We start from the raw sequence: 23,101 nt of genomic DNA on the forward strand, positions 1-23,101 counted from the left end.
GCTGTCGGACATGACCGCGAAGTGAGTCAGGCCCAGGTCGATCCCGATCTCGGACTCGACCGGCGGCAACGCCTCGTCGGTCACCTGGACGACGAACGAGGCGAAGTACCGGCCCGCCGCGTCCCGGACAATCGCCACGGATGACGGGTCCGACGGCAACGTCCGGGACCAGTGGACCGCGAGGTCCCCGATCTTCGGCAGCCGCAGGCGGCCGTTGTTGAGGACCTTGAACCGGGAGTTCTTTGTGAAACGGATGGCTTGCCGGTTGTCTTTGCGGGACCGGTACCGGGGCGGGGCCACCTTGCGGCCCTTGCGCTTGCCCGAGATCGACGCGAAAAAGTTGCGGTAGGCGGTGTTCAGGTCCGCCAGGGCCTGCTGCAACACCACGGCCGACACCTCGTCCAGCCACGCCCGCTCCGGCGTGAGCTTCGCTTCGGTGATCAGGCGGCGGGACAGTTCCGCGTCCGAGATGTACTTCTCGCTCGCCTCGCGGGCCTGCTGACGCAGGCGCAGCCCGTCGTTGAACACCACCCGCGCGCACCCGAACGACCGGGCCAGCGCCTCGCGCTGGACGGCGTCCGGGTAGACCCGGAAGTTGTAACGGAGCTGCACGAGACACACTGTAACCTGTTGGTTTATGGCCGAACTTGCAGGCATCCGCACTGGTAGACACTGTGTTTTTGCAATGCACGTCCATTTGGTTTTCGTCACGAAGTTTCGGCACAAGGTGTTCGCCGACCGGCACCTGACCCGCATGGAACAGGTCATGCGGGACGTGTGCGCCGACTTCGAGGCGGAGCTGGTCGAGTTCAACGGTGAGAACAACCACGTGCACCTGGTGGTCAACTTCCCGCCCAAGGTGGCCGTGGCCCGGCTGGTCAACAGCCTCAAGGGCGTCTCCTCACGCCGTCTGCGGCAGGAGTTCCCCGACCTCGTGCGCCACTACTACCGGGCCAACAAACTCTGGTCGGGTTCGTACTTCGCCGGCTCCGTCGGCGGGGCACCGCTGAGCGTCGTGAAGCAGTACATCGACCAGCAGAACCGTCCCGGTCAAGGCACTGCTCGGGCCTAGCAGCCCTCCCAGCGCGGGCCTCCACCCCCGGCCTGAAGGCCGGAGCACTGGCCCGCATTCCGGTAGCGGTTGCAGCGTCGCGCGGGAGACCGAGCTGGCCAGCAGGGCATGGTAGTGCTGCGGGCTGAGGTGGCGGCGCAGGACTTCACACGCTCGGTCGTCGAGGTGCAGGCGGTAGCCGCCGGTCGCCTCCACGCGGGGGTCGCGGTCGTGGACGGACACTTCGATGCCGCCGTGGTGCAGGGCCTGGGCGAGGGTCAGCCCACCGATCCCCGCCCCGATGATCATGACTCGCATGTTGCTCCCTCTTTCAGGGTTATGTCAGTCGATGGATAATCGCTACTGCCGCCGGCGCACGCGTTACTTCACGGGCACTTTCATTTTGAACAGTTTCTCCGCATTGCGGAACGCGATCTTCTCCTTGTCTGCGCGCGGCAGATCGACTCCGCGGAACCAGTCGGTCTGCTGCTTGATGTCCGCGAACGGATAATCGGTCGCGAACATCACCCGGTCCACGCTGATGAACTTCAGCAGGAGATCGAGAAGTTCAGTTTGCGGGAATGCGCTGGTCGTGATCCAGAAGTTGTCCTGGAAGTACTGTTCGATGGGCTTCTTGAGCGAGTTCTTGGTCGGCTCCCCCATGTCCTCCATGATTCGCTTGTAGTAGAAGGGAAGACCTTCGCCCATGTGACCGATGATTATTTTCAGCTTCGGGAATCGATCGAAGACGCCGTACGTGATCATCCGAACACATTGGATCAGCACCTCCTGGTGCCAGCCGTATCCGGACCCACTGAAAATGTAGTCCTGGAATTCCTCGGTGTATTTGGACCGGGTGGTCTTGTAGTAGATGTCGAAGACATCGTCGGCCGGATAGCCGGGATGCAGGTAGATCGGCACGTCGAGAGCGACGGCACGTTCCAGTACGGGCTCGAAATCAGGATGGTCGAGGTACTTCTTCGCGATGTGCCCGTTGGTCAGCGCGCCCAGGAAGCCGTCTTCCCGAACCGAGCGTTCCAGTTCGTCCGCCGCCGCCTTCGGGCTCTGCAGGGGCAGGGTGGCGAAAGCCTTGAAGCGGCCCGGATATTTGGCGATCGGCCCTTCCACGAGTTGCCGGTTGAGGCGATAGGCGAAGTCGATGCCTTTTCGTCCGGGGACGTTCTGTACGGACGGCGTGTGGGCGGAGAGGATTTGAACGTCGAGTCCCCCCGCGTCCATGTCGTCGATGCGGCGCTCGCCCAGATCGGCCAGACCGATCTCCTCGAGGAACGCTATGTGATCCTCGTTGATGGAGTTCAGCTTCAACAACGCGGGAGTGGAAAAGGTCTCCTCCGCGCCGATGAAGGGCAGATCCCGGTCTCGCCGGTAGATTTCCGCGGTCTTGTTCGCGTTCGGGGCCGGGGCCCGGCCCGGGGTCTTGTCGTCGCTCGCCGCCGAGGCAATGGCATGTGTGGAGATGCCGGCGCCGATGCCGAGTGCCGTGGCGGCGGTCAGGAAGCTGCGGCGTCCCAAGGGCTTCATGTCAGTCTCTCCCGTGTTCGTGTGGTGTGGTGTCCGGATCTCGGCCGGTCCCGCCGAAGCGCCGCCGGCCGGGGCCACCCACTTCGTACCGAGCGAATCTGAGACGATCATTAATGCGCTGCTCAGGCGGCACGACGCGGAGGGCGCGCAGAACCCTCCGCTGCCGCACGGGATTAAGTCGATCAATGTCGGGGTATTGGCCCGGCCTTCTCCTATCCGGAAAGGCCCCCCGCCCTCGTGAAGATGCACCCGTCCCGACTTCTCCGTGTGTCCGTGACGCTCGTTCTGGCCAGCGCTTCGGTCACCGTGACCACCTCACCTGCCGTCGCAGCGGAATTCGGCTCCTTCGGGACCACGCCGCGCCTGCTGGGAACCTCGATCGTCTACGTCGAGGAACATGTCGGTGAACGGTTCGACTCCGCACTACGCTCGTCGATCGCGTTCGTCGACAGGTACACCGGCTCGGACATGCGTCTCGGGAGATGCCGGACCGGATACCGCTGCATCCGGGTTGTCCAGAGCAACGCCACCAACGGCCACGGCGCTTGGACCAGTTGGACCTACGGGCGGAAGAACTCCGAGATCCGCCTCTCGGCCACACTCGCCCGCAAGAATTGGTATACGCGGCGGTCGATCATCGACCATGAGCTCGGCCACGCCAACGGGGCCCGGCACAACTCCCGATGCACGTCGCGCATGTGGCCCGATTACCGATGCCGCAACAAGCGGCTTCCGGCCCGCACCTTCACGACAGCCGAGCGGTCGGCGCTGGCCAGGTGGTGACCTCTCGGGTCGCGGCGGGGTACGGACGGGGCAACGCCTGCCTGATGCGCGGCCCCTCGCCCGGCCGGAGACCGGGCGGAACCATCACGTTCAGGTGAGTTCGGCGATCACCGCGCGGACCATGCGGCGGCCGTGTTCGGCCATGCGGGGGAATGTGTGCCGGTAATAGTCGACGCCGGTCAGCGACGGGGCGAGTGCCCACCCGCAGGCGCGGCGCCAGGTGGCGTCGTCGTAGCCGACGGCCTCGCGGTAGGCGTCGCGGGCCGCGCCGGTGAAGGTCCACAGCGCCGGCGAGACGTCGGGCGCCGGATCGCCGACACCGAGCGCGCCGAAGTCGATGACCGCGGCGAGCCGGCCGCCGTCGGTGATCAGGTTCCCGGGCTGCAGATCTCCGTGAATCCAGACGGGGGCTCCGTCCCAGTCAGGCGTGGACAGGCAGACCTCCCACGCCGCCGCTGCCGCGTCCACGTCGAAGCCGTCGTCATGCCCGGCCAGGCGAGGCAGCACCCGGCGGACACCCTCGTCGGCGTGGCGCAGGGCGGATCCCCGTGAGCCCGGCGGCTTGGCCGGGCCGTCGCCCGGTTCGATGCGGTGCAGGGCGCGGACGAACGCCGCCACCTCGCCCGCCAGCACCGCATCGTCGCAGCCGAGCCGGGGAGGTGTGCTGCCCGCGATCCAGGGCGCCACGGTCCACCGCCACGGATATCCGGCGCCCGGCTCACCGACGTGCAGCGGCACCGGGATCCGCGCGGGGAGCCGAGACGCGAGCAGAGGCAGCCATCGCGCGCCGGAATCGGCCTGGTCGACGGCCCAGGCGATCTTGGGCATGCGGGCGACGAGCGCGTCGCCGACCCGGAAGAGGACGTGGTCGGTGCCCTCCAGGTCCTCGGGCAGGGGTGTCACGGCGAGGCCGGACCACTGCGGGCACTGGTCGGCTATCAGGTGGCGCACCTGCTCGGCGGTGGCACGGACTTCGTCATCGTGGATCGGCACGACAGGCACGGTAATGCGGTCCGGCGCCGCACCTCCACCGGTTTGCCGGAGCCGGGGTCCAGGGCGGCGGCACGATGGGACACCACCTGCTCGAACGCTTCGATCAGACGAGCCGTTCCCACCGACACGAACCGACGGATCAGCCGTGCCGGCGCGTCGTCAGAGCAGGCTGTTCTCGTAGGCGTAGATGACCGCCTGCACCCGATCGCGCAGGGACAGCTTCGTCAGCACGTGCGAGACGTGGGTCTTGACGGTCTGTTCGCCCACGTACAGGCGCGCGGCGATCTCGGCGTTGGAGTGTCCCCGGGCCACCTCGAGCAGGACCTCGCGTTCCCGTTCGGTGAGCCGGTCCAGATCCGGCGGCGCGGGTGTGGCGGCGGGGGCCATGGCGTCGGCGAATCGGCTCACCAGACGGCGGGTGACCGACGGGTCGATCAATGCGTCGCCGCGCGCCACCACGCGTACCGCGTTGAGCAGTTCCTCGGTCGGCATGTTCTTGAGGCAGAAACCGCTGGCTCCGGCACGCAGCCCGCGGTAGACGTAGCTGTCCTCGTCGTAGGTGGTCAGCAGCAGGATCCGGGTGGTGTCGCCGCGGGCCCGGAGGGCTTCTGCGGCGGCGAGGCCGTCGAGTCTCGGCATGCGCACGTCGAGGACCGCCACGTCGGGCCGGAGGCGGCCGACCGCCTCGACCGCCGCCTGGCCGTCGCCGACGTCGCCGACGCATTCCAGGTCGGACTGTGTCTCCAGGGCGTTACGGAACCCGGAGCGGAAGAACTCGTGGTCGTCGGCGAGCAGGACACGGACGGTGGTCAACGGGACTCCTCGATGGGAAAGGTCAGGTCGGCGCGCCACACGCCGGGGGTGTCCGGCGCCGGGCCGAGGACGGCGGACCCCGCGAACAGGGTGACCCGATGCCGGATGCCGTCGAGTCCCCGGCCGGTGCCCGGACTCGGCCCCGCCGAGCGGCTGATCGTGTTCGCGCTGGTGATCCGCAGGGTGACCCTGGTCTGCACGATGCTCAGGTCGACGACGCCGTCGCCGTGGCGCAGGGCGTTGGTGAGCAGCTCCTGGACGGTCCGGTAGGCGGTCAGGTTCAGCGAGCTGGGCAGGCCCGGCGGGTCGAGACCGTCGACGCGCAGGTTCACCGTGGATCCGGTACGCCGGATGCCCTCGACCAGGTCGTCGAGGGCACCGAGGCCGGGCTGGCGGACACCGTCGGACTCGTTGCCGTGCAGCAGGTCCAGCATCCGCCGCAGATCGTTGAGGGCCGACCGGCTGGACGTCTCGACCTGTTCCAGCGAGGCGATCGTACGTTCCTGATGGGTGGGCAGGCCGGACTTCATGCCTAGCCGGGCGGCCGCGGCGTGCACCCCGACAGCGCTGACATGGTGGGAGATGGTGTCGTGCAGGTCGCGTGCGATGTCCGCCCGTTCCGTCTCGACCGCGGTGGTCAGCGCCTGCGCCGCGTCCCGGCGCTGTTGCTCGGCCCGGCGCTGGACCTCGGCGATGTAGCCGCTGCGCCCGGTGGTGTGCCGGCCGAGCAGGAACGGGATCACCGTGTTGGTGAGCGCGAGCAGGATGTTGCCGGCGGCCGCGTCGTAGCCCTGGAGCACCTGGGTGGCGCTCAATCCGGCGGCCAGGGCGGCGAGCGCGACCCAGGACCGGTAGCCGTCGACCCAGGCTCCGGCCCGGTAGCCGGCGACCACCAGGCCGGTGGAGTTGCCGATCCCGTTGTCGTGCACGCCGGTGACCGCCAGCAGGACCGCGGCGGCCGCGAACCGGACGATGCCGTGGACGACCGCTACCGGCCCGGCGGTGCGGGCCGGTAGCGCGAGGGCCAGGTCGGCGAGCAGGATCGCCGCGCCGACCAGCCACACCGCCGGCCCTGTCTCGCGCTGGGCGGCGCCGAGCAGGAACGGGGCGCCGTCGCCGATCACGCAGCCGAACGCGATGAGCAGGGACTGGCGGCGTAGCTTACGGTTCTCGTCCAAGATCTTTAGATACCACGAATGAACTCGACGATGGCGGCCGCACCCTCGGGGGTGCTGGCCGGGGTGTGCCCGGCCCCCTCGATCACCCTGGTGGTGGCGTGGGGGAACTGGGCGGCCGCGGCGTCGCCCGACTCGATCGGGGTGTTCGCGTCGAGGTCACCGCTGAGCACCAGGACCGGCACGTCGGGCAGGGCGGAACCGGCCGGGAACGGGCTGGTCATGGTGGCGTCGCCGGGCCAGTTCAGGCAGGCGCCGGTGTCGTAGTCGGCGCGCGACACCCACGCTGCGGCGGAGAACGGGGCGAAATCGGCGTCGTCGAGGTGCGCCTGGGCGGTGTCGTACTCGCGGACACGGGTGCCGACCGGGTCGGCGTAGTCGAAGTCACGCGGATAGTCGTGGCAGGTGACCGCCCAGGCCTGCGCGTCGGACAGCGCGAGCGGGCCGTAGGAGTAGATCTGCGCCGAGGCATGCAGGCTGGTACGGACCAGGGCCCTTGCCGGGCCGAGATCGCCGTGGCGGGCTGACGCGGCGGCTCGGGCCAGGGCGAGCGCGGCGCCGCTGTCGGGGCGGCTGGCGAAGATCCGTCCGGCCACCGTGGTCATCTGCCACTCGTCCAGGTCGACCCGGTGGCCGTCGACGGTCAGCTTCTCCGGGTGGGCGCGCAGTCGTTTCAGCAGCGCGGCCAGGTCGGTCAGGACCCGGTCGCCGTCACACTCACCGGTCCGGTCGCAGACCAGGCGCATGGCCCGGCGGAACGCGGCGGCACCGACCTCGCCGGTGGTGTCGACGTTCACCGCGTACGCCCCGGCCAGGCTGATCGACCGGACGTGCTCCGGGTGACGCTGAGCGTAGGCGGCCATCAGGTAGGTGCCGTACGAGACTCCGAGCAGATCGAGCCGGCTCAGCCCGAGGGTGGCGCGGACGGTGTCGATGTCATCGGCGACCGCGTTCGTGCTGTAGTCGCCGATCTTGTCGCCGAGCTGCTCACCGCATCGGCCGATCAGCTCGCGCTGGCGTTGCCGGGAGGCGAAGACCCGGGCCGGGCCGTCGAGCGCCGGGCACTGCAGCGCCGAGGACCGGCCGACGCCGCGGGTGTCGATCAGCAGGACGTCGTACCGGTCGAGCAGCGGGGCGAGTGCCTCGGTGAACAGGGTTCCGGCCAGATCGATGGTCGAGCCGCCCGGGCCGCCCGGGTTGGGCACGATCGTGCCGAGGCCGGGCCGCGTCGTGTCGGTGTGCGGGACCAGCGCGAACCCGACGTCGATCGTGCCGTTGGCCGGAGCGTCGCGGTCGCGGGGCACGGCGATCGACCCGCACCGCGCGGTCGGCAGACCGGGCAGTTCGGGACAGTCGACGAGGGCGTCGACGGTTTCCGCCGATGCGGTCAGGACGACCGGTGCGACGGCCGGGCCGGGCGGCGGGGCGCAACCCGTGGCGAGGGCGGCCACCGCGATCAGAGCGGTCAGGAGTCGTGCCTTCATCAGCAGGTCCTCTGTTCTCGACGATGGTGTGTGCCGGCCGGGCGTTCTCCATCGTGAACATCACGGTCGCTGAATACGCCCATCGGCGGCGGGAGATCGATCTCCCTCTCACGGGGGAGACGCGGCCCCTCCGCGGTGTGACGACTCGGGGTTGTCCGGACGCGACGCTGTGGCGGTGAAGATTTCCCTGAACCGGGCCGTCGCCCGGTGGAGCATCCGCCGTCCGTGGACCGCTGTCGGCCTGTGGCTGGCGTTCGTGGCCGGCTGCCTGGCGATCGGCGCGTTCGTCCCGGCCCGGACCGCGACCGCGCTGGAGACCGGTGTGGGCGAGGCCTCGCGGGCCGCGGTCATGCTGCGTGACGCGGGCCTGACCGCCGGGGCGACCGAGAGTGTCCTGATCACCGCTCGGGACGGCGTCCTCGACCTGGGTCTCGCCCGGACCGCCGCCGCGGCCGCGTCCGGGCGGATGAGCGGCCTGGCCGAGGTCGCCCAGGTCGGGGTTCCGATCACCGCCGACGACGGCAGCGCCGTGCTGCTGCCGGTGGTGATGTCCGGTGACCCGGACACCGCTGCCGACCGGCTCGCCCCGCTGCGCGCCGCCACCACAGGGGTCGCCGCCCAGTTCCCCGCACTGCGGATCGAACAGGCCGGCACCGCCTCCCTCACCGAGGGACTCGCCGCCCTGAGCGCCGGCGACCTCGGGCGGGCCGAGGTGATCAGCCTGCCGGTGACCCTGCTGATCCTGCTCGTCGTGTTCGGAGCGCTGCTCGCCGCGGGCGTACCCGTCCTGTTGGGCCTGTCCGCCGTCGCCGCCTCGCTCGGCCTCTCCGCCCTCGTCTCCCACCTGCTGCCCGCCACCGGCACCACGTCGGCGATGGTGCTGCTGATGGGCATGGCCGTCGGCGTCGACTACTCGCTGTTCTACGTCAAGCGCTACCGCGAGGAACGCGCCCGGTCCCACGGGCACACCGACGCCGTCACCGTCGCCGTCGAGACCTCGGGCCACTCCGTCCTCGTCTCCGGCATCGCCGTCATCGTCGCCATGCTCGGACTGTTCCTCGTCCGCGACGCCACGTTCTCCTCCCTGGCCGCGAACTCCGCCCTCGTCGTCGTGGTCGCCATGCTCGGCTCGATGACCGTGCTGCCGGCGCTGCTCGCCGGACTCGGCCGGGCCATGGACCGCCCGCGCATCCCGGTCCTGTGGCGGCTGGCGACCAGCACCCGTACCCCGTGGTTCTGGCCGGCGGTCCTGCGGCCGTCGCTGCGCCGCCCACTGCTCACCCTCACCGTCGTGGTCCTCGGACTGCTCGCCGTCGCCGCCCCGGCGCTGGACATGACCTTGCGAGCCCCCGACCTCGGCGCCCTTCCCCGCGCCGTCCCCGAAGTCGCCACCCTGCACCGCATCACCGCCGCGTTCCCCGACGACCGGGCCGCCCACCAGATCGTCGTGGCCGCCGACCCGGCCCGGGCGGGCGCCGTCGAACAACGGCTACGGGCGCTGGACGGCGCGGGTGTCATCCGTACCTCCGCCGACCGAAGCGTTCAGGAGCTGACCCTGACCACCGCCGCCGAAGCCGGCACGCCCGCAGCCCGCCGACAGGTCACCGAACTGCGGCGACGACTGCCCGAGACGCTGCACGGGCTGGACGCCACCTGGGCTGTCGGCGGCGAGACCGCCACCGACATGGACTACGCCGCCAACCTCGACCGGGCGCTGCCCTGGGTCGCCGGTTTCATCCTGATCGCCACCTCGGCCGTGATCATCGTCGCGTTCCGGTCCCTGGTGCTGGCCGTGGTCACCACGATCAGCAACCTGCTCTCGGCCGGCGCCGCGTTCGGCGTCATCACCCTGATCTTCCAGACCATCGGCGGCGGGTACGTGGTCAGCTTCATCCCGTTGTTCGCCTTCGCCGTGCTGTCCGGGCTGTCCATGGACTACCACGTCTTCGTCCTCACCCGGATGCGCGAGCTGGTCGCCGAAGGACTCCCGGCCAGGGCGGCGGTCGCCCGCGGCATCACCGAATCCGCCGGTACGGTCACCGGCGCCGCCGTCGTCATGGTCTCGGTCTTCAGCATCTTCATCCTCGGCCACGGCATCGAGTTCAAACAGCTCGGTGTGGGCCTGTCCACCGCGATCCTGATCGACGCCCTGGTCATCCGCGCCCTGGTGCTCCCCGCGGCCCTGACCCTGTGCGGCCGCTGGACCTGGTGGCCCTCGCGCGCCGCGACCCGCACAGCCCCGGCCCGTGATGTGGCGACGGTCTCGGCGGCGCTCGTTTCGCCTCCTCTGTGACGGGTAGTGCGAGGACACCTTGAGTGGAGGAGAAGCATCGTGAGCACCGTTACCGAGTCCGTGGACGTGAACGTGCCGATTCGCACGGCCTACAACCAGTGGACCCAGTTCGAGGACTTCCCGAAGTTCATGGACGGCGTCGAGTCGATCGTGCAGGGCGGCGATCGGCGTACCCACTGGGTGACCAAGGTGGCCGGCCAGACGCGTGAGTTCGACGCGGAGATCACGGAGCAGCACCCCGACGAGCGGGTGGCGTGGAAGAGCGTCGGCGGCGACACCAAGCACGCCGGTGTCGTCACGTTCCACCGCCTCTCCGACGCCGAGACGCGGGTGACGATCCAGCTCGACTGGGAGCCCGAAGGCATCGCGGAGAAGGTGGGCAGCGCCGTCGGCGTCGACAGCCACCAGGTGAAGGCCGACGCCAAGCGGTTCAAGGAGTTCATCGAGAACCGCGGCACCGCCACCGGCGCCTGGCGCGGCGACGTGGACCGGCCCGGCATCTGATCAGCGACGCAGCACACGGCAGCGGCCGGCGCGATGCGCGCCGGCCGCTGCTGTGTGCAACGGCTGGAGGCTGCACCTCGATCATCCGGGGGGATCGTCGTCGTCCACGATCCGCAGGAGACGGGTGGCGGCGTCGGTGAGCGGAATGGCTTCCTGCTCGATGCGGCGGAACGGGGTGGGGCCCGCGGTCGCGATGGTGTGGTAGCCGATCGTCTCGGCCTCGGTCAGGTGCGGCAGCGGCTCCGACGACGGCTTGAGCGGCCGGCCCGCCTTGTCGTGGTTGACGCCGTGCGCCGAGTATCGGTGCAGGTCGGTCGCGTCCATCAGGATGGAGGCGACGTGCTTGGCCGGTGCGCCGTCCGGTGCGGGCCGGGCCAGGGCGGCGCGGAAGTGGTCGAGGATCGCGTAGCCGTCGGCGTCGATGTCGCCCCAGTAGAGGACGTGTTCCGCGGCACGCAGCCAGGGCACGTCGGCGAGCAGGGCGGCGGCGGCCTTGCCACCTCCCTCGACCACGATCGTGTCGCTGACCGGCGGGAACCAGAGGCGGCAGTCGCGGTTCTCGACGACGAGGACGACACGCGGCCGGTAGGCGATGTCGTGGACGTCGCCGGTGGTCCAGGCGTCGTGCCGGCGCCGGCCCGTCGCGGCGTACCCCGGATCGACGTAGGTCAGGTGGATGACGGTGAGCCGCGGGCGGACCTCGTCGCGGACGTCGCGTCCGGCGACGTCGCGCAGCAGCGCGCCGTGGTTGTCCAGCCATTTGGTGTGCATGCCGGGCACCGGGAGCTGCCGCAGCGTCCAGTCACCGGCGTCGGGGTGCTCGCGCAGCCAGTTCACCGCGCTGACCAGGACCTCCGTGTCGTTGTCGCGCAGCGCGTAGGCGGCTTTCAGCAGGGCCGGGGTGAGCGCCGCTCCGGCGGCTCGCAGGTTCGACGCCAGCGCACGGGCGCGGGTGATGTCGACGATCCCGGCGCCGTCGGCGAGGGCGACGGCGCCGTCCAGGTCGGCCCGGAGCACGGCCGGATAGTCCCCGGTGACCCCTCGGACGGTCACCGGCTTGCGGACGACCTCGACACCGCCGGGCAGCTGGCCGCAGAAGTCGCGCCACTGCATGTGCCACTGGTGCCAGGTGGGGTACCCGAGCCGCTGGACGGCCGGGCCGTTGGTCACTCCCGGGCGCAGCGGAACGGTGAACACGTGCTCCGCGCACACCGCATGCGGCCACTTCTGTGCGAGCTTGCGGCGCAGGGCGGCGACGGCGTCCGGTGGGCTGACGAGCGGGCTCATGCGTCGGCGACCCCCACCAGGGGCTTGGCCCAGGATCGGCCGTGGGCGTTCTTGAGGATCAGGTATTCGGCGTCCACGTGCGGTTCGATCGCGCTGTGCTTGTCGTTCGGGGCGCCGATGATCAGCTGGAAACCCAGTCCCCGCCACGCGCCGATGGCACGGCCGGTGAAATGCGCATCGGCCTTGATCAGCGCCTCGTCGAGAAAAACAGGGGCATAACGCGGGCGTACGGCCCCCGCGTCGCCCAGCTGGTACCGCAGGGCGGCCCCGACGATGAAGGCGACCAGCTCCTGCGACTCGCCGCCGGACTTCTCGCCGATGTGGTCGTACACGGCCACGTGCGTACCGTCGAGGTCGATCTTCTCCGCGCTGATCCGGACGTGGTTACGCACGTCGACGAGGTCGGCGAAATCGGGCGCGGTACGGCGGATGCGGTCGATCACCTTGGACATCCGGTGATACGCGCGTTCGCGTTCGTCGTCGGTCGCCGCCTGGTCGATGACGGCCCGTACGTCACGCAGCTCCTTGCGGAACCGGGCACGCGCTGTCGAGTGGCTCTCCTGCGGGTCGATGCGCAGCCGGTGGTCGTCGTCGGCGAACGGCAGCGCGGCGAGGATCCGGTTGACCGGGTCGATACGGTCGCGGATCTCGCGTACGGCCGCGGCGAGCTCGCTGTCCAGGCCGGTCAGGTCGTTGCCGGAGAGGTTGAGCAGACTGTCGCGCCATTCGGTTTCCAGCTCGTGCAGGCCGCTGGTCTCCAGGTCGGTGAGCAGGTGGTCGAAGTCGCGGTAGGAGGCGTCCGGGTCGTCGCCGAGGTTCGGGTTCGGCCAGCGTTCGAGGAACGTCGAGAACGTGTCGTGCAGGGCCTTGCGGGACCGGCCGATCGCGTCGGTGGCGGCTTGCCGCTCAGCACGCAGCCGTTCGGTGGCGCCTCGGACCGCCGCGTCGAACCGGGCGAGCACGTCCGCCGCCGTGGCGCTGCCGGGGTCGCTGTCGAAGAGGGTCTCCAGGTACTCGCGGTGCTCGGCGCTGAGGTCGGCGCCCGCATCGGCGGCCACGTCGAGTGCCCGCTGGGCGCTGTCCACCTCGTCGACGGTCGACGCCCACGTCTCGCCGAGCGCCTTCACTGTCTCCTTCTGCCGGCCGACACGCTCGGTCAACTCTCTGACCTGCTGCTTGAGGCCGTCCCATTGGTGCTGAAGCTGGTCGATCTCGGGATTGCCGGCGCGGATCTCGTCGATGATCCGGGTCCAGCGTCGCTGTTCGGCCCGGACCGCGTCGACGTCCACCTGATCCCAGGACAGCTCGGTCACCGTCTGGTACGCCGTACGCCGCTCCTCGACCGAGTTGAGGTTCTTCTCCTGCTGCGACGCTTGCGCGGTGGCGTCGTCGAGGCGCCGGCGGGTGTCGCTGATCCGGTTGTCGAGGTCGGCGAGCATCCGGGTGTTGGTGAAGCCGAGCACGTTGGCCCGGCCCTGCCCGCCGTGGGCGCCCCGGCCGCCTTCGGAGGTCTGGCCGGTGATGGTGAGCGCCTTGGAGTACTGCGGCAGCAGCCGGGGCGTGTCGACGCAGACGTACGCGAACCGGCGGGCGAGTTCACTCTTGAGCCAGGCGGTGAACGGCGACGGCCGGTAGTCGAGCCGGCCGGGCAGGGTGTTGGCGTCGAGGCCGACCTCGTCGCGCAGCCCGGTACGCACGCCTTCGAACTGGACGCGCCGGGCGGTCGGGACCGCGTTGATGGCTTCGCGGAACGTGTTCAGCCGGCCGATGTCGATCAGCATGCGCGTGGCGAAACCGCCGAGCGCCAGGTTGAACGCCTCACGCCACGGCTCGAACTCCGTGCGTACCTCGATCAGCTCGCCGACGAACGGCAGGTCGTCGGGGGTGAGACCGGCGGCCTCGGCGAGTTTCGCGCGGGCCACGTGCAGCTCGGTCGGGATGTTGCCCCGGCGGGTCTTGACCGCGTCGTGTTCGGCGCGCAGCCGCTTCAGCTCGCGGTCGGCGTCGCTCTTCTGCGCGACGGCCTCGGCGTACGCGGTCTGCGCGGTCTTTCGGGCGTCGACGTCGCCGAGGCTGCGGTGCGCCGTCTCGACCAGTGCCGCGAACTCGTCACCGGTGGTCACGGTGGCGCCGATCGTGGCGAGCGCCCGGTCCAGCCGTTCGCGGTTGCGTTCGACGTCGCCGAGCCGCTGTTCCACGACACGGATCTCGCGTTGTGCGGTGTCCATCCGGTCACCGCCGGACGCGCGGATCGCGTCGGCCACCGTGTCACGCCGGCCCTCGGCCGCGAGGACCAGGGCCTCGGTCTCGGCGAGTTCGTCGCGGGCGCGGCGGTGCCGCTGGTCCAGGTCGGCCTCGGCCGCACGCAGCAGGTCGAGGCGGCGTTCGTGACGCCACAGCGCCGCGGGCGACGTCCGGTCGGTGAAGGATCCGATCTCGTCGATCGACTGCAGCCGGTCCACCGCGTCGTCGATGGTGCGCCGGTGGTCGCGGATCGGGGTCAGGGCCTTCACCTGCTGGCGGGCGGTGATCATCCGGACGCGGGTGCCGGACAGCTCGTCGAACTGCTGGACGACCGCGTCGGCGGTGGCCAGCGTCGACGGCTCCTCCAGGACCATCGTCTTGTAGAGGGCGTCGACAGTGGTGATCTGCTGGCCGGCCTGGATCCGGCCCAGCAGCGCCACCGCCTTGTTGCCGTCGCCGGCGGCGCCGATGCCGAGCGTGGTGTGCAGGCGCGCGGTGAAGTCGCGGTCGGTTTCGCTCCAGGTCAGGCCGGTGGCCACGACCTCGGCGCGGGCGAGTTTCCGGCTCGCCGGGCCCTCCAGCGTGCGCAGCTGATAGGCGTGGTCGCAGGTGGCACGGACCGCGACGACGTCGTCGAGGGTGCGTGCCGCCGACGGCACATACCAGGCGCGCAGCGCGGTGAACGCGGCGCCGGTGTGGTCCACCCAGGTCATCGCGATGGCCGACCAGGTGTCGCGGCCGTCGCCGCGCAGCACCCGCTGCGTCGTCTCGCCGTCGGTACGTGACTCGTCGAGCTTGCCGCGGGCATAGGAGAGGATGTTGCGCTGGTCCTTGCCCCGGGGCCGGCCGACCACTCCCCCGTTCGAGGCGCCGTTGAAGGGCGTGGTGTGCGGCATGAGCAACGCGATGTAGGAGTCCATCAGCGTCGACTTGCCCGACCCGGAACCGCCGCTGAGCAGCGTCGCGCCGGGGGCGAGCCGCAGGTGGTGGTAGCCGTCGTAGCCACCCCAGTTGACCAGTTGCAGGTCCCGCGCCACCCATTGCTGATTACGCGACGCCGCCGGCACCAGCCCGAACAGCGTGTCGATCATGCTCACGCCGTGGCCTCGTTCCGGTCGCGCAGCCACTCGTTCAACTCGGCGAGTTTCTCCCTGCTCAACACCACTTCCACCATCGGGGTGATCCGATACCGGCCGGTGGACTCCTCGGCGAGCAGACCCTCGCCGGCCAGCCGCTGCACCGCGTTGCGGACCTCCTGCTGCCGCCGGGCCAGGTTGTGGTCGTACGGGTCGAAGTAGGTCAGCACGGTCTGCTCCAGCTCCTCGATGTCCACCCGCGCGGACGTCTCGCCCGTACCGCGTTCGCGTTGGAAGACGGTCCGCAGGTGTACCAGGACCAGCGTCTCGGCCCGGTTGTACGGGTCGTCCTTGAGCAGGATCGGCACGTCCAGCTCGACCGACCGCACCTGCTGTTTGTAGGCGACGCCGCGGTCGTGGTCGACGACGAGGCGCACGAACAGGTCGTGCATCCGCGACTCGATGATCTGCTGGTTCTCCAGCAGCGTGCGCCACTGCGCCGGGTTCTTCTCGGCGAGCAGGAACTTACGCCGCAACAACTGGACCAGCACCCGGCGTACATCGGCGTCCAGCGTGCCCGCGTCGCCGGCGAACAGCTCGGCCGGATCGTCCTCCATCGAGACCGGATCGATGAATCCGGCCGTCACCCCCGCCGACCAGTCGTCGTCCGGCTCACTCATCGCCACCACTCCTGCCCTGCGGATTCGCCGCCACCACACCGCCGAGAGCGAACCGTCTCCTGGTCCGGTCCGGTCGCACCGTGTCGACCACCGTGATCTCGGCCGTCTCCGTCATCCCGGCGCCGTGGGCGAGCTCCAGCAGGCCGAGCAGATCGACCGGACGCTGCAGCTCCTCGCCCGCCGCACGGAAGGCGGCCACCACGTCGACGGTCGGCTCCGCGCCCGCGAAATCCGCCAGGTGGGTACGCAACTCGGCATACCGGGGACCGCCCCACGCCCGCGTGTCGGCGGCCGTGACATCGTCGGTCTCGTCCCAGTCGTGCAGCGGCGCGGGCGGCTGCGGCGGCCGCGGGTCGCTCATCCGCTGACGCAGATGCCCCACGTCGGCCACCGGCAGACGGCGCAGCGGATCGACGACCTCACCGCGACGCGAGCCGGGAACCCACTTGTGCAGGCCCGACATCACATCCCGCAACAGCTCGTCGACCTGCCGGTCCCGCATCGGGTCGTGGTTGCGGACCTGCGTGGTGATGACATGCGAAGCCTGGCGCTGCGCGGCCAGCACCTCCCGCACGCCCTGCTCGATGCGCCGCGAGATCTCGGTCAGCTCGCGGCGCTGCTGCTGCGGCAGCAACTCGGTGAACCGGTGCCGCAGCACGGTCCGCAGCTGACCCCACAGGACGTCGATCTGCGCCGGGTCCCCGATCAGGCGCAACGCGCCCGCGAACGCACGGCCCTCCGGTGTCGCGTCCAGGATCCGCTGGCCACGCGCGAGATACTCCCGCAAGACCTCACCGGTCGGCCGTACGTCATGGCGCAGCTCCGCGACGACGTCCCGCTGAATCGCCTTGATCGACTCGGCCACGCGAGCGAAATCCGCGGGCAGCTCGCGCGCCAGGTGCAACACGTTCTCGGCCGCCTCGAGCAGCTGCTCCTCGTCGGCGGTCTCGACGGCCCCGCCCTTCTCCAGCCGGGTCAGCTCCTTCTGCCGCTGCTGGATCTCCTCGTGCAGACGCACCATCCGCGACATCAGGTCCGGGTCGGCATCCTGCGCGAGTCGCTCGATCGCCTCCAGCAACGTCCTGACCCGCGACTCCGACACTCTCGTGCGTGCTCCGCCGACCCGCCCGGCGACCTCGAGCGCGCCGACGCCGTACGCCGACAGCCGGTAGACCTCCACGTCGTCGTCGGACACCTGCCGCACCAGCCAGCCCGCCTGCACCCACTGCCGGCACAGATCACGCGCGCTGCCGGCGGGCAGCGGCTGACTGTCCTCCTCGCCGTAGCCCGCGGACCGCAGCTGATCGAGCGCGTCGTTGATCTCCGCGTGCGCATCCGCCACCGCGACCGCCGGCCGCTGCGCGGTGAAGACCATCGCCAGCACTGTCACCACGAACGGCGCGTGCGTCTGGTGAAGCAGGGCGAGCATCGGATTCTGAAACGCCCGAAGCGCTCCCTGGTAAGCACCTTCAACCCCTCGTGTAGCCATCACCGCACAGCCTACGGCGCAGCGTGTGCGGCCGATCGGCCATGGGGCCGCGGCCGGCGTGGGCGCGGCGGCCCGATACCGTGGCGCGCAGGTCCGCCTCTACACTTCCTCCGGTGGATGCCGCATCGCCGCGATCGCCTTCTGCCCTACGGGACCGGCTCGCGCACGTCTACTGGATCGGTGGCGGCAGCGGCGCCGGCAAGTCCACGATCGCAGCCCGCCTCGCGCAGCGTCACGGCTTCACTCTCTACGCGACCGACGACGTGATGGGCGATCATGCCCGGCGAAGCGCGCCGGAGGACACGCCGTATCTGCAGCAGTTCATGGCCAGGGACATGGACGAGCGGTGGGTGACCGGGACACCGCGGACCATGCTGGAGGAGTTCCACTGGTACCGCGGTGAGGCGTTCGGCCTCATCGTCGAGGACCTCCTGGCGCTGCCCGCCGATCGCGGCGTCATCGCGGAAGGTTTCCGCCTCCTGCCGGAACTGGTCGCACCGTTGCTGGCCGATCCTCGCCACGCCGTCTGGCTGCTCCCGACTCCCGCTTTCCGCCGGGCGGCGCTGGAGAGCCGGGGTGGGTTGTGGCAGATCGCCGGCCGGACCAGCAACCCCGAACGCGCGCTGCGCAATCTGCTGGAACGCGACGGGATGTTCACCGAACGCGTCGACGCGACGGCGACCGGGTCGGGTCTGCCGGTCATCCGGGTCGACCCGGCGATGAGCGAGGACGACCTCGCTGCTCAGGTCGTGGCCTCGCTCGGCCTGTGACCATCCGGCACGGGCCCGGCGTGGCTGCTACTCCCCCGTGTCCCACTCGTCGTCCTCATGACGGTCCGGATCGGCGGCATAAGCACTCAACCGGTCACGCGCCTGCACCGCCAGTTCCTCCACCGTCAGCGGCCCGATCCGGTCGGGATTGGCGCGCATCCAGGCCAGCGTGTGCGCATCAGGTACCGCGGCGCACCGGAAATTGGCGTTCTCCAGGATTTCAGGACTGATCCGTACGCCCGTCAGGTGCTGCATCAACGCCAAGGTCCGCGCCTGCCACTGCTCGTCGTAATGCCAGCGTGGATCGCCGGGATCGATCTCTTCGGTACTCAGGTCGAAGCCGAGCGTTTCCAGCACCGGCACCAACCGGTCCGGCTCGCTGCCTTCCCGCCATCCGGCTCCCCCTGACGGATCGAACGTCACCAAGGTGTCGCCGTTGCGGGCCCACCGCAGGACCGGGTCGGTGTTCTCGTTGAAGTAGAACGACACCAGCTCGCCGTTCGAGGACAGCAGCCGGGCGGATTGCTCGGTCGAGCACCGGAAACCATTCGGCTCGACGATCAACGTCCACCCACCGACATCGGCAGCCGCGATGAAGTCGAGCCCGGTGTCGAGGTCAGCATTGAATACCCCGTCCTCGTCGATGCGATCGGGGTAACCGACCTGCTCAGCGGCGCCGTCGAGCCGGTGAGCGCCCGTGATGCCGACAGCTTCGGCGCCCCCGAGCACGGCGATCACCTCGTCGGGAGTGAGGGCGCGCACCAGCGTCGCGCAGAAGTTGAGGCCGAGCGGGTAATCCTCGCTGAACCACAGGTAGTCATCAGGAGATGCCTTCACGGGATGATCATGCCCGCCTCACTGGTCGAGATCAGCGAAGACCCCAGGAGATCCCGATCGGCATCATCACCTCCCTGCTGGGCGCCCCCTTCCTTCTCGTCCTGATCCGCCGGCTCATCTCAAATCCTTGGTGGGTACGGGTGACAAGCGCACCGCCGCGGTCCTCTACCCCACGGTCGGCGGCGGCGTGACCTACGCCTACGGGTCGACGAGCATGGCGCACCCTCAGCTGGAGGCCGCCGGGTTCACCAACGTGTTCGCCGAGAGCAAGGAACGTGTCTTCGAGGTCACCCTGGAGGAATTGCTCGGCCGTAACCCGGACGTGCTGATCCTGCTCTACTCCGACGGCGACCCGAAGGCCGTCGAGCAGGCCGTCACCAGCCTGCCCGGCACCGAGAAGCTCAAGGCCGTCGCGAGCGGCAATGTGCTGCCGCAACTGTTCAACTTCACCGAGCCGCCGTCCCCGCTGTCCGTCGACGGTCTGGAGAAGATCGTCACCCGGTTCCAGGCGCCGGCGTGATCGAGGCCGATGCCGTCTCCTGGCGATACGGCGCCAACCCGGTCGTCGACGGGGTGGGCGTGGTCGCCCGCCCCGGCCGGGTGCTGGGGCTGATCGGCCCGAACGGCAGCGGCAAGACCACCCTGCTGCGGCTGCTCCACGGCGCGCTGCGCAGCCCCACCGGCCGGGTCACCGTCGACGGCGACACCCTGGCGTCGCTGTCCCCACGCGAGTCGGCCCGCCGGATGGCCGTCTTGGTGCAGGAGACCACCGGCGAGACAGCGCTGACCGTGGCCGAGATGGTGCTGCTGGGCCGCGGCCCGCACCTGTCCACGTTTCAGCGCGCCGGAGCGACCGATCACGAGGTGGCCGCGCGCTGCCTGTCCCGGGTCGGCGCCGCCCACCTCGCCGCGCGCCGGTTCGCCGGACTGTCCGGTGGGGAGCGCCAGCGGGTGCTGATCGCCCGCGCGCTGGCGCAGGAGGCCACCCACCTGCTGCTCGACGAACCCACCAACCACCTCGACATCCGGTACCAGCACGAGATCCTGCGCCTGGTCCGTGGACTCGGCACCTGCTCGATCGTGGTGCTGCACGACCTGAACCTGGCCGCCCGCTACTGCGACGCCGACCAGCACCGCCCCGACCGGCTCGCCGACGACAACCGGACCCGGGCCGCCATCTGGACCTAGACATCCGCACCCGCGGCCGAGCGGGTGTCCGGGGTCCACGTTTCGACGCGATCCCGGACACCCGTCCTCGGGCCACCGGCTATCCGACGCGTAGGGAGACTTCGACGTCCTCACCGAAGGGCACGGAGAGGTAGCCGCTCTCCGGGGCGCGGACACGCTTCAGATAGTCCGGGCAGTGGTCGGCGTTGTCCGCGACGACCATGGCGCCGGGCCGCAGGTGGGGTTCGAGCAAGGCCAGCACCGCCGGGTAGAGGGCCTTGGCGCCGTCGAGCAGGACGAGGTCGATCGGGGCGGGCAGGTCCCGCGCCAGCGTCCGTAGCGCGTCGCCCTCGCGGAGTTCGATGAGGTCCGCGAGTTCGCCGGCGGTGAAGTTCTTCCGCGCGCGGACCACTTTCGAGGGTTCGAACTCGGTGGTGATGATCCGGCCGCCGCCGTTGTCCCGGAGCCCGGCCGCCAGGTGCAGCGTGGAGATGCCGAAGGAGGTGCCGAATTCGACGATCGAGTGGGCGCCACTCGCGCGGACCAGCATGTACAGCAGGCGGGCGGTCTCCGGGGAGACGGCGAGGTAGACGTCCTTGGCGAGGCCGTAGAAGCTGCGGTAGTCGGCCTCGTCCGCGCTGGTCATGACACGCGTGCGCTCCTCCGGGGGGAGCTGATTCCACGCGTCGCGCCACTCCGGCGCCGCGTTGGTGTCCTGCGCCTCGGCGAAGAGGCGCTCGAGCAGAGGAGCCAAGGGGGCTGCGGTCAGGATTGTCATGCGCCGATCGTAGACACAACGTTGCGTCTCGCCAAGGCTTCACCATGAATCAAGACCTCACGACGAGACAAGGCCTGGCGAAGGAGGCAGCCGGCGCGGCGCTATCATCGAGTCCGCCATGACAAGCGACGACACCCGCCCTCCGCGTACCCCGAAGGGACGGGCGCCGCACCGCCGGGACCAGAACGCGCGGCTCGCCGTCCTGAACGCGGCCGACGATCTGCTGGTGGAGCGCAGCTTCTCCGGCCTCACCATCGAGGCGATCGCCGCCCGCGCGGGCGTCGCCAAGCAGACCATCTATCGATGGTGGCCGTCGAAGGTCGACATCCTCATGGACACCCTGGTCGAGGACGCCGGCCACCAGCTGCCGGTGCCGCAGGAGGGCCCCGCCCGCCGGCGCCTGAGCGAATACCTCCATGGTCTCGCCGATTTCCTGGAGCGCGAGCCCGCCGGAAAGGTGCTGCTGGCGCTGCTCGGCGAGGCCCAGCACGACCCGGAGACGGCACGCCGTCTCCAGGAGCGTTACCTCGAACCACGACGCAGCCAGGAACGGGACCTGATCCGATCCGGGATCGAGGCGGACGAATTCCGTACGGCACTCGACCCCGACGCCACCCTGGACGCCCTGTGCGGCCCGATCTTCTACCGCGCTCTCACCGGCGCGCCCATCCCCACCGCTTTCGTCGACGCGCTGATCGCCGGCACCCTGCGCTGACACGACCTTCGCCGGACTCCCGCGGTTCGCGATCGGGACGAGCCTCGCCGTGTCGGCACCGCGATCGCCGCCTGGCGCGCCGGCCGGACGGCGATCACGATCGGATGTCCCGGACGGCGACGGCTCAGTAGGTCAGCCGGTGAACCGAGAACGACTTGGCGTCCGCGTCGTTCTCCACGCCATAGGCGCCGCGCACCAGGGTCGGAGCAGCCGGCAGTGTATGCGCCACCTGCTTGCCGGTAACGGCGTCGACCAGCGCGCCCTGCGTCGTCGTCCAGACGAAGACCCGCCCCCGCACCATCGAGCGCACCGTGACGCCGGCCTCCTTCACCTGCGCCGGCGGCAGGCTCCAACTGCCCTTCTTGGCGCTCAGGTCGTACGCGAAAATGGTGTTCGCCTCCTTGCCCCCGCCGCGCACCTCGCAGACGACCGCGGTCTCACCGTCGGAGACGCAGGCCGGGAACGCCGCGGCCTTCGGTTCGGTGTGCAGCACCGTGCCGGTCCCGGCGTCGCGGAGTTCGACCTTCGCGTCGTAGCTGGTGATGTCGCCGGGGTTGGCCGGGATCGGCACGGCGACCACGCCGGCACCGGTCAGGCCGACGGAGCCACGGGCGTACATCGGGCTGGACCAGCGCTCGTCGCCGGTGGCCGCGTCCAGGGCCGTCACCTTGTCGATCTTCTCGTCGGTCACGATCACGATGCCGTTGTCGAGGCCGACCGGCCGCAGCCCGGGTTTCGACCAGAGCACCTTGCCGGTGGTCACGTCGAGCACCGCGGTGGTGTGTTTCTCGGACGAGCCCGGCAGGGAGTTCCGCTTGTCGACGGCGAGGACGAAGCTGTCATCGGCGCCGAGCACGGTGTTCACCTCGGCGACCGCGGTGTGCCAGCGGTGGGTGCCGTCCAGGTTGAGAGCGAGAACGCCCTTCTCGGCGCCGCCGGCCTCGATGCCGGCGCCTGGGGTGGCCTTCCCGTACGGCAGCAGGACCGTCGAGCCGGACAGGGCCGGCGACCCGGCGCAGCCCAGGGCCAGCCCGTCCACCTGCTTGACCTTCCACGCCGGGGTGTCCGGGGCGGCCAGTTTCTGCGCGGTCAGCCAGCAGTTGTCGCCACCGCCGAAGGCCAGGCTGATGACGGAGTCCTCGGTGAGCAGGGCGTGCCCGGAGCCGCGGGTGACCGCCTCGGCCTCCACCCCGGCCGGCGGCCCGGTGGGCACCGGCGCCACGCTGGGCGCGACGCTCGCCGCGGGAGGCGGCGGGGACGGATCACCGCCCCCGCTCTCGCCGCAGCCGACCAGCAGCGCCGCAGTCACTACCGATACCGAGCCGAGCAGCACAGGTCCCCGCTTCACATGTCCCCCGATCGAATGAGTGGGTGTCAACCCGTTCATTGTCGAGGATGGATGCCGCCATCGGTGACCCCG

General features: G+C 70.2%; 21 protein-coding genes and 1 pseudogene. 8 read left to right on the forward strand and 14 right to left on the reverse strand.

All coding sequences use genetic code 11. The annotated features are described in order from the left end of the window. Positions 1–612, reverse strand: a 612-nt coding sequence (locus BM290_RS46010; protein ID WP_143134218.1) for an RNA-guided endonuclease InsQ/TnpB family protein, incomplete at its 3' end; no start/stop codon positions are given. Between the two features lie 25 nt (positions 613–637). Here BM290_RS46010 and tnpA point away from each other — a divergent pair. Then, on the forward strand, positions 638–1,072 hold the full coding sequence (gene tnpA, locus BM290_RS46015) for an IS200/IS605 family transposase (RefSeq protein ID WP_093622345.1): 435 nt from the start codon (positions 638–640) through the stop codon (positions 1,070–1,072). Positions 1,073–1,276: 204 nt separating this feature from the next. Here the strand turns inward: tnpA and BM290_RS51180 are convergent. Beyond that, a pseudogene (locus tag BM290_RS51180) lies at positions 1,277–1,369 on the reverse strand (NAD(P)-binding protein); the annotation flags it as partial. Between the two features lie 63 nt (positions 1,370–1,432). Then, complete coding sequence (locus BM290_RS46025; RefSeq protein ID WP_203779184.1) at positions 1,433–2,704, reverse strand: amidohydrolase family protein; 1,272 nt, start codon at positions 2,702–2,704, stop codon at positions 1,433–1,435. A gap of 162 nt (positions 2,705–2,866) precedes the next feature. On the opposite strand from BM290_RS46025, the gene BM290_RS46030 reads away from it, so the two are divergent. Beyond that, on the forward strand, positions 2,867–3,376 hold the full coding sequence (locus BM290_RS46030; protein ID WP_143134220.1) for a hypothetical protein: 510 nt from the start codon (positions 2,867–2,869) through the stop codon (positions 3,374–3,376). Between the two features lie 90 nt (positions 3,377–3,466). Here the strand turns inward: BM290_RS46030 and BM290_RS46035 are convergent, their stop codons facing one another. The 4 genes from BM290_RS46035 to BM290_RS46050 all read right to left on the reverse strand — a co-directional run bounded on the left by BM290_RS46035 (position 3,467) and on the right by BM290_RS46050 (position 7,841). Beyond that, positions 3,467–4,369 (reverse strand): aminoglycoside phosphotransferase family protein, encoded by a 903-nt coding sequence (locus tag BM290_RS46035; RefSeq protein ID WP_203779185.1) that lies wholly within the window; start codon positions 4,367–4,369, stop codon positions 3,467–3,469. Positions 4,370–4,528: 159 nt separating this feature from the next. Further along, positions 4,529–5,182 (reverse strand): response regulator, encoded by a 654-nt coding sequence (locus tag BM290_RS46040; protein ID WP_093622350.1) that lies wholly within the window; start codon positions 5,180–5,182, stop codon positions 4,529–4,531. After that, entirely contained in the window at positions 5,179–6,360 is a 1,182-nt protein-coding gene (locus BM290_RS46045) for a sensor histidine kinase (RefSeq protein WP_143134221.1), read from the reverse strand. The genes BM290_RS46040 and BM290_RS46045 overlap by 4 nt, the downstream gene beginning before the upstream one ends. Positions 6,361–6,365: 5 nt before the next feature. Then, positions 6,366–7,841, reverse strand: coding sequence for an alpha/beta hydrolase (locus BM290_RS46050; RefSeq protein WP_093622352.1), 1,476 nt, complete (start codon positions 7,839–7,841; stop codon positions 6,366–6,368). 175 nt (positions 7,842–8,016) lie between these two features. On the opposite strand from BM290_RS46050, the gene BM290_RS46055 reads away from it, so the two are divergent. Both BM290_RS46055 and BM290_RS46060 read left to right on the forward strand, forming a co-directional pair. Beyond that, on the forward strand, positions 8,017–10,134 hold the full coding sequence (locus BM290_RS46055) for an MMPL family transporter (RefSeq protein ID WP_143134222.1): 2,118 nt from the start codon (positions 8,017–8,019) through the stop codon (positions 10,132–10,134). 39 nt (positions 10,135–10,173) lie between these two features. Next, positions 10,174–10,638 carry an SRPBCC family protein gene (locus BM290_RS46060; RefSeq protein WP_177320190.1) on the forward strand — a complete coding sequence of 155 codons (465 nt, stop codon included), beginning with the start codon at positions 10,174–10,176 and terminating at the stop codon, positions 10,636–10,638. A gap of 81 nt (positions 10,639–10,719) precedes the next feature. Here the strand turns inward: BM290_RS46060 and BM290_RS46065 are convergent, their stop codons facing one another. From BM290_RS46065 to BM290_RS46080, 4 genes are read right to left on the reverse strand one after another with little or no spacing between them, the layout of a single operon-like run. Beyond that, positions 10,720–11,925, reverse strand: a complete 1,206-nt coding sequence (locus tag BM290_RS46065) for a Wadjet anti-phage system protein JetD domain-containing protein (RefSeq protein ID WP_093622354.1) — start codon at positions 11,923–11,925, stop codon at positions 10,720–10,722. Further along, the gene (locus tag BM290_RS46070) at positions 11,922–15,260 is read right to left on the reverse strand and encodes an ATP-binding protein (RefSeq protein WP_239143423.1); all 3,339 of its coding nucleotides are present in this window, start codon (positions 15,258–15,260) and stop codon (positions 11,922–11,924) included. Before BM290_RS46070 ends, BM290_RS46065 begins: the two co-directional genes overlap by 4 nt. A 2-nt stretch (positions 15,261–15,262) precedes the next feature. Then, positions 15,263–15,925, reverse strand: a complete 663-nt coding sequence (locus BM290_RS46075) for a DUF4194 domain-containing protein (RefSeq protein WP_093622374.1) — start codon at positions 15,923–15,925, stop codon at positions 15,263–15,265. Further along, positions 15,918–17,414, reverse strand: a complete 1,497-nt coding sequence (locus tag BM290_RS46080; protein ID WP_093622356.1) for a DUF3375 domain-containing protein — start codon at positions 17,412–17,414, stop codon at positions 15,918–15,920. Before BM290_RS46080 ends, BM290_RS46075 begins: the two co-directional genes overlap by 8 nt. A gap of 113 nt (positions 17,415–17,527) precedes the next feature. On the opposite strand from BM290_RS46080, the gene BM290_RS46085 reads away from it, so the two are divergent. Next, entirely contained in the window at positions 17,528–18,184 is a 657-nt protein-coding gene (locus BM290_RS46085; RefSeq protein ID WP_093622357.1) for a hypothetical protein, read from the forward strand. 27 nt (positions 18,185–18,211) lie between these two features. Here BM290_RS46085 and BM290_RS46090 read toward each other — a convergent pair whose 3' ends face one another. Further along, positions 18,212–19,021: a DUF6461 domain-containing protein gene (locus BM290_RS46090; protein ID WP_093622358.1), complete on the reverse strand. Its 810-nt coding sequence runs from the start codon at positions 19,019–19,021 to the stop codon at positions 18,212–18,214. Between the two features lie 130 nt (positions 19,022–19,151). Between BM290_RS46090 and BM290_RS46095 the strand changes: the two genes are divergently transcribed. Beyond that, positions 19,152–19,541: an ABC transporter substrate-binding protein gene (locus tag BM290_RS46095; RefSeq protein ID WP_239143421.1), complete on the forward strand. Its 390-nt coding sequence runs from the start codon at positions 19,152–19,154 to the stop codon at positions 19,539–19,541. Further along, positions 19,538–20,209 (forward strand): ABC transporter ATP-binding protein, encoded by a 672-nt coding sequence (locus BM290_RS46100; RefSeq protein WP_239143422.1) that lies wholly within the window; start codon positions 19,538–19,540, stop codon positions 20,207–20,209. The genes BM290_RS46095 and BM290_RS46100 overlap by 4 nt, the downstream gene beginning before the upstream one ends. A gap of 79 nt (positions 20,210–20,288) precedes the next feature. On the opposite strand, the gene BM290_RS46105 is transcribed toward BM290_RS46100, so the two are convergent. Then, a complete protein-coding gene (locus tag BM290_RS46105; RefSeq protein WP_093622359.1) occupies positions 20,289–20,966 on the reverse strand; it encodes an O-methyltransferase in 678 nt (225 codons plus the stop codon). Positions 20,967–21,084: 118 nt separating this feature from the next. On the opposite strand from BM290_RS46105, the gene BM290_RS46110 reads away from it, so the two are divergent. Further along, positions 21,085–21,681: a TetR/AcrR family transcriptional regulator gene (locus BM290_RS46110; protein ID WP_093622360.1), complete on the forward strand. Its 597-nt coding sequence runs from the start codon at positions 21,085–21,087 to the stop codon at positions 21,679–21,681. A gap of 124 nt (positions 21,682–21,805) precedes the next feature. Here the strand turns inward: BM290_RS46110 and BM290_RS46115 are convergent, their stop codons facing one another. Then, the gene (locus BM290_RS46115) at positions 21,806–22,990 is read right to left on the reverse strand and encodes an outer membrane protein assembly factor BamB family protein (protein WP_177320191.1); all 1,185 of its coding nucleotides are present in this window, start codon (positions 22,988–22,990) and stop codon (positions 21,806–21,808) included. Positions 22,991–23,101 lie beyond the last annotated feature (111 nt).

This window comes from Actinoplanes philippinensis (assembly GCF_900113015.1).
In the GTDB taxonomy this organism is placed as follows: Bacteria; Actinomycetota; Actinomycetes; order Mycobacteriales; family Micromonosporaceae; genus Actinoplanes; species Actinoplanes philippinensis.

Bases quoted from the DNA above. Each gene is read 5' to 3' on its own strand.
- tnpA (WP_093622345.1), top strand. From the start codon at position 638: ATGGCCGAACTTGCAGGCATCCGCACTGGTAGACACTGTGTTTTTGCA.
- BM290_RS46025 (WP_203779184.1), bottom strand. From the start codon at position 2,704: ATGATCGTCTCAGATTCGCTCGGTACGAAGTGGGTGGCCCCGGCCGGC.
- BM290_RS46050 (WP_093622352.1), bottom strand. From the start codon at position 7,841: ATGAAGGCACGACTCCTGACCGCTCTGATCGCGGTGGCCGCCCTCGCC.
- BM290_RS46065 (WP_093622354.1), bottom strand. From the start codon at position 11,925: ATGAGCCCGCTCGTCAGCCCACCGGACGCCGTCGCCGCCCTGCGCCGC.
- BM290_RS46070 (WP_239143423.1), bottom strand. From the start codon at position 15,260: ATGATCGACACGCTGTTCGGGCTGGTGCCGGCGGCGTCGCGTAATCAG.
- BM290_RS46075 (WP_093622374.1), bottom strand. From the start codon at position 15,925: ATGAGTGAGCCGGACGACGACTGGTCGGCGGGGGTGACGGCCGGATTC.
- BM290_RS46080 (WP_093622356.1), bottom strand. From the start codon at position 17,414: ATGGCTACACGAGGGGTTGAAGGTGCTTACCAGGGAGCGCTTCGGGCG.
- BM290_RS46105 (WP_093622359.1), bottom strand. From the start codon at position 20,966: ATGACAATCCTGACCGCAGCCCCCTTGGCTCCTCTGCTCGAGCGCCTC.
- BM290_RS46110 (WP_093622360.1), top strand. From the start codon at position 21,085: ATGACAAGCGACGACACCCGCCCTCCGCGTACCCCGAAGGGACGGGCG.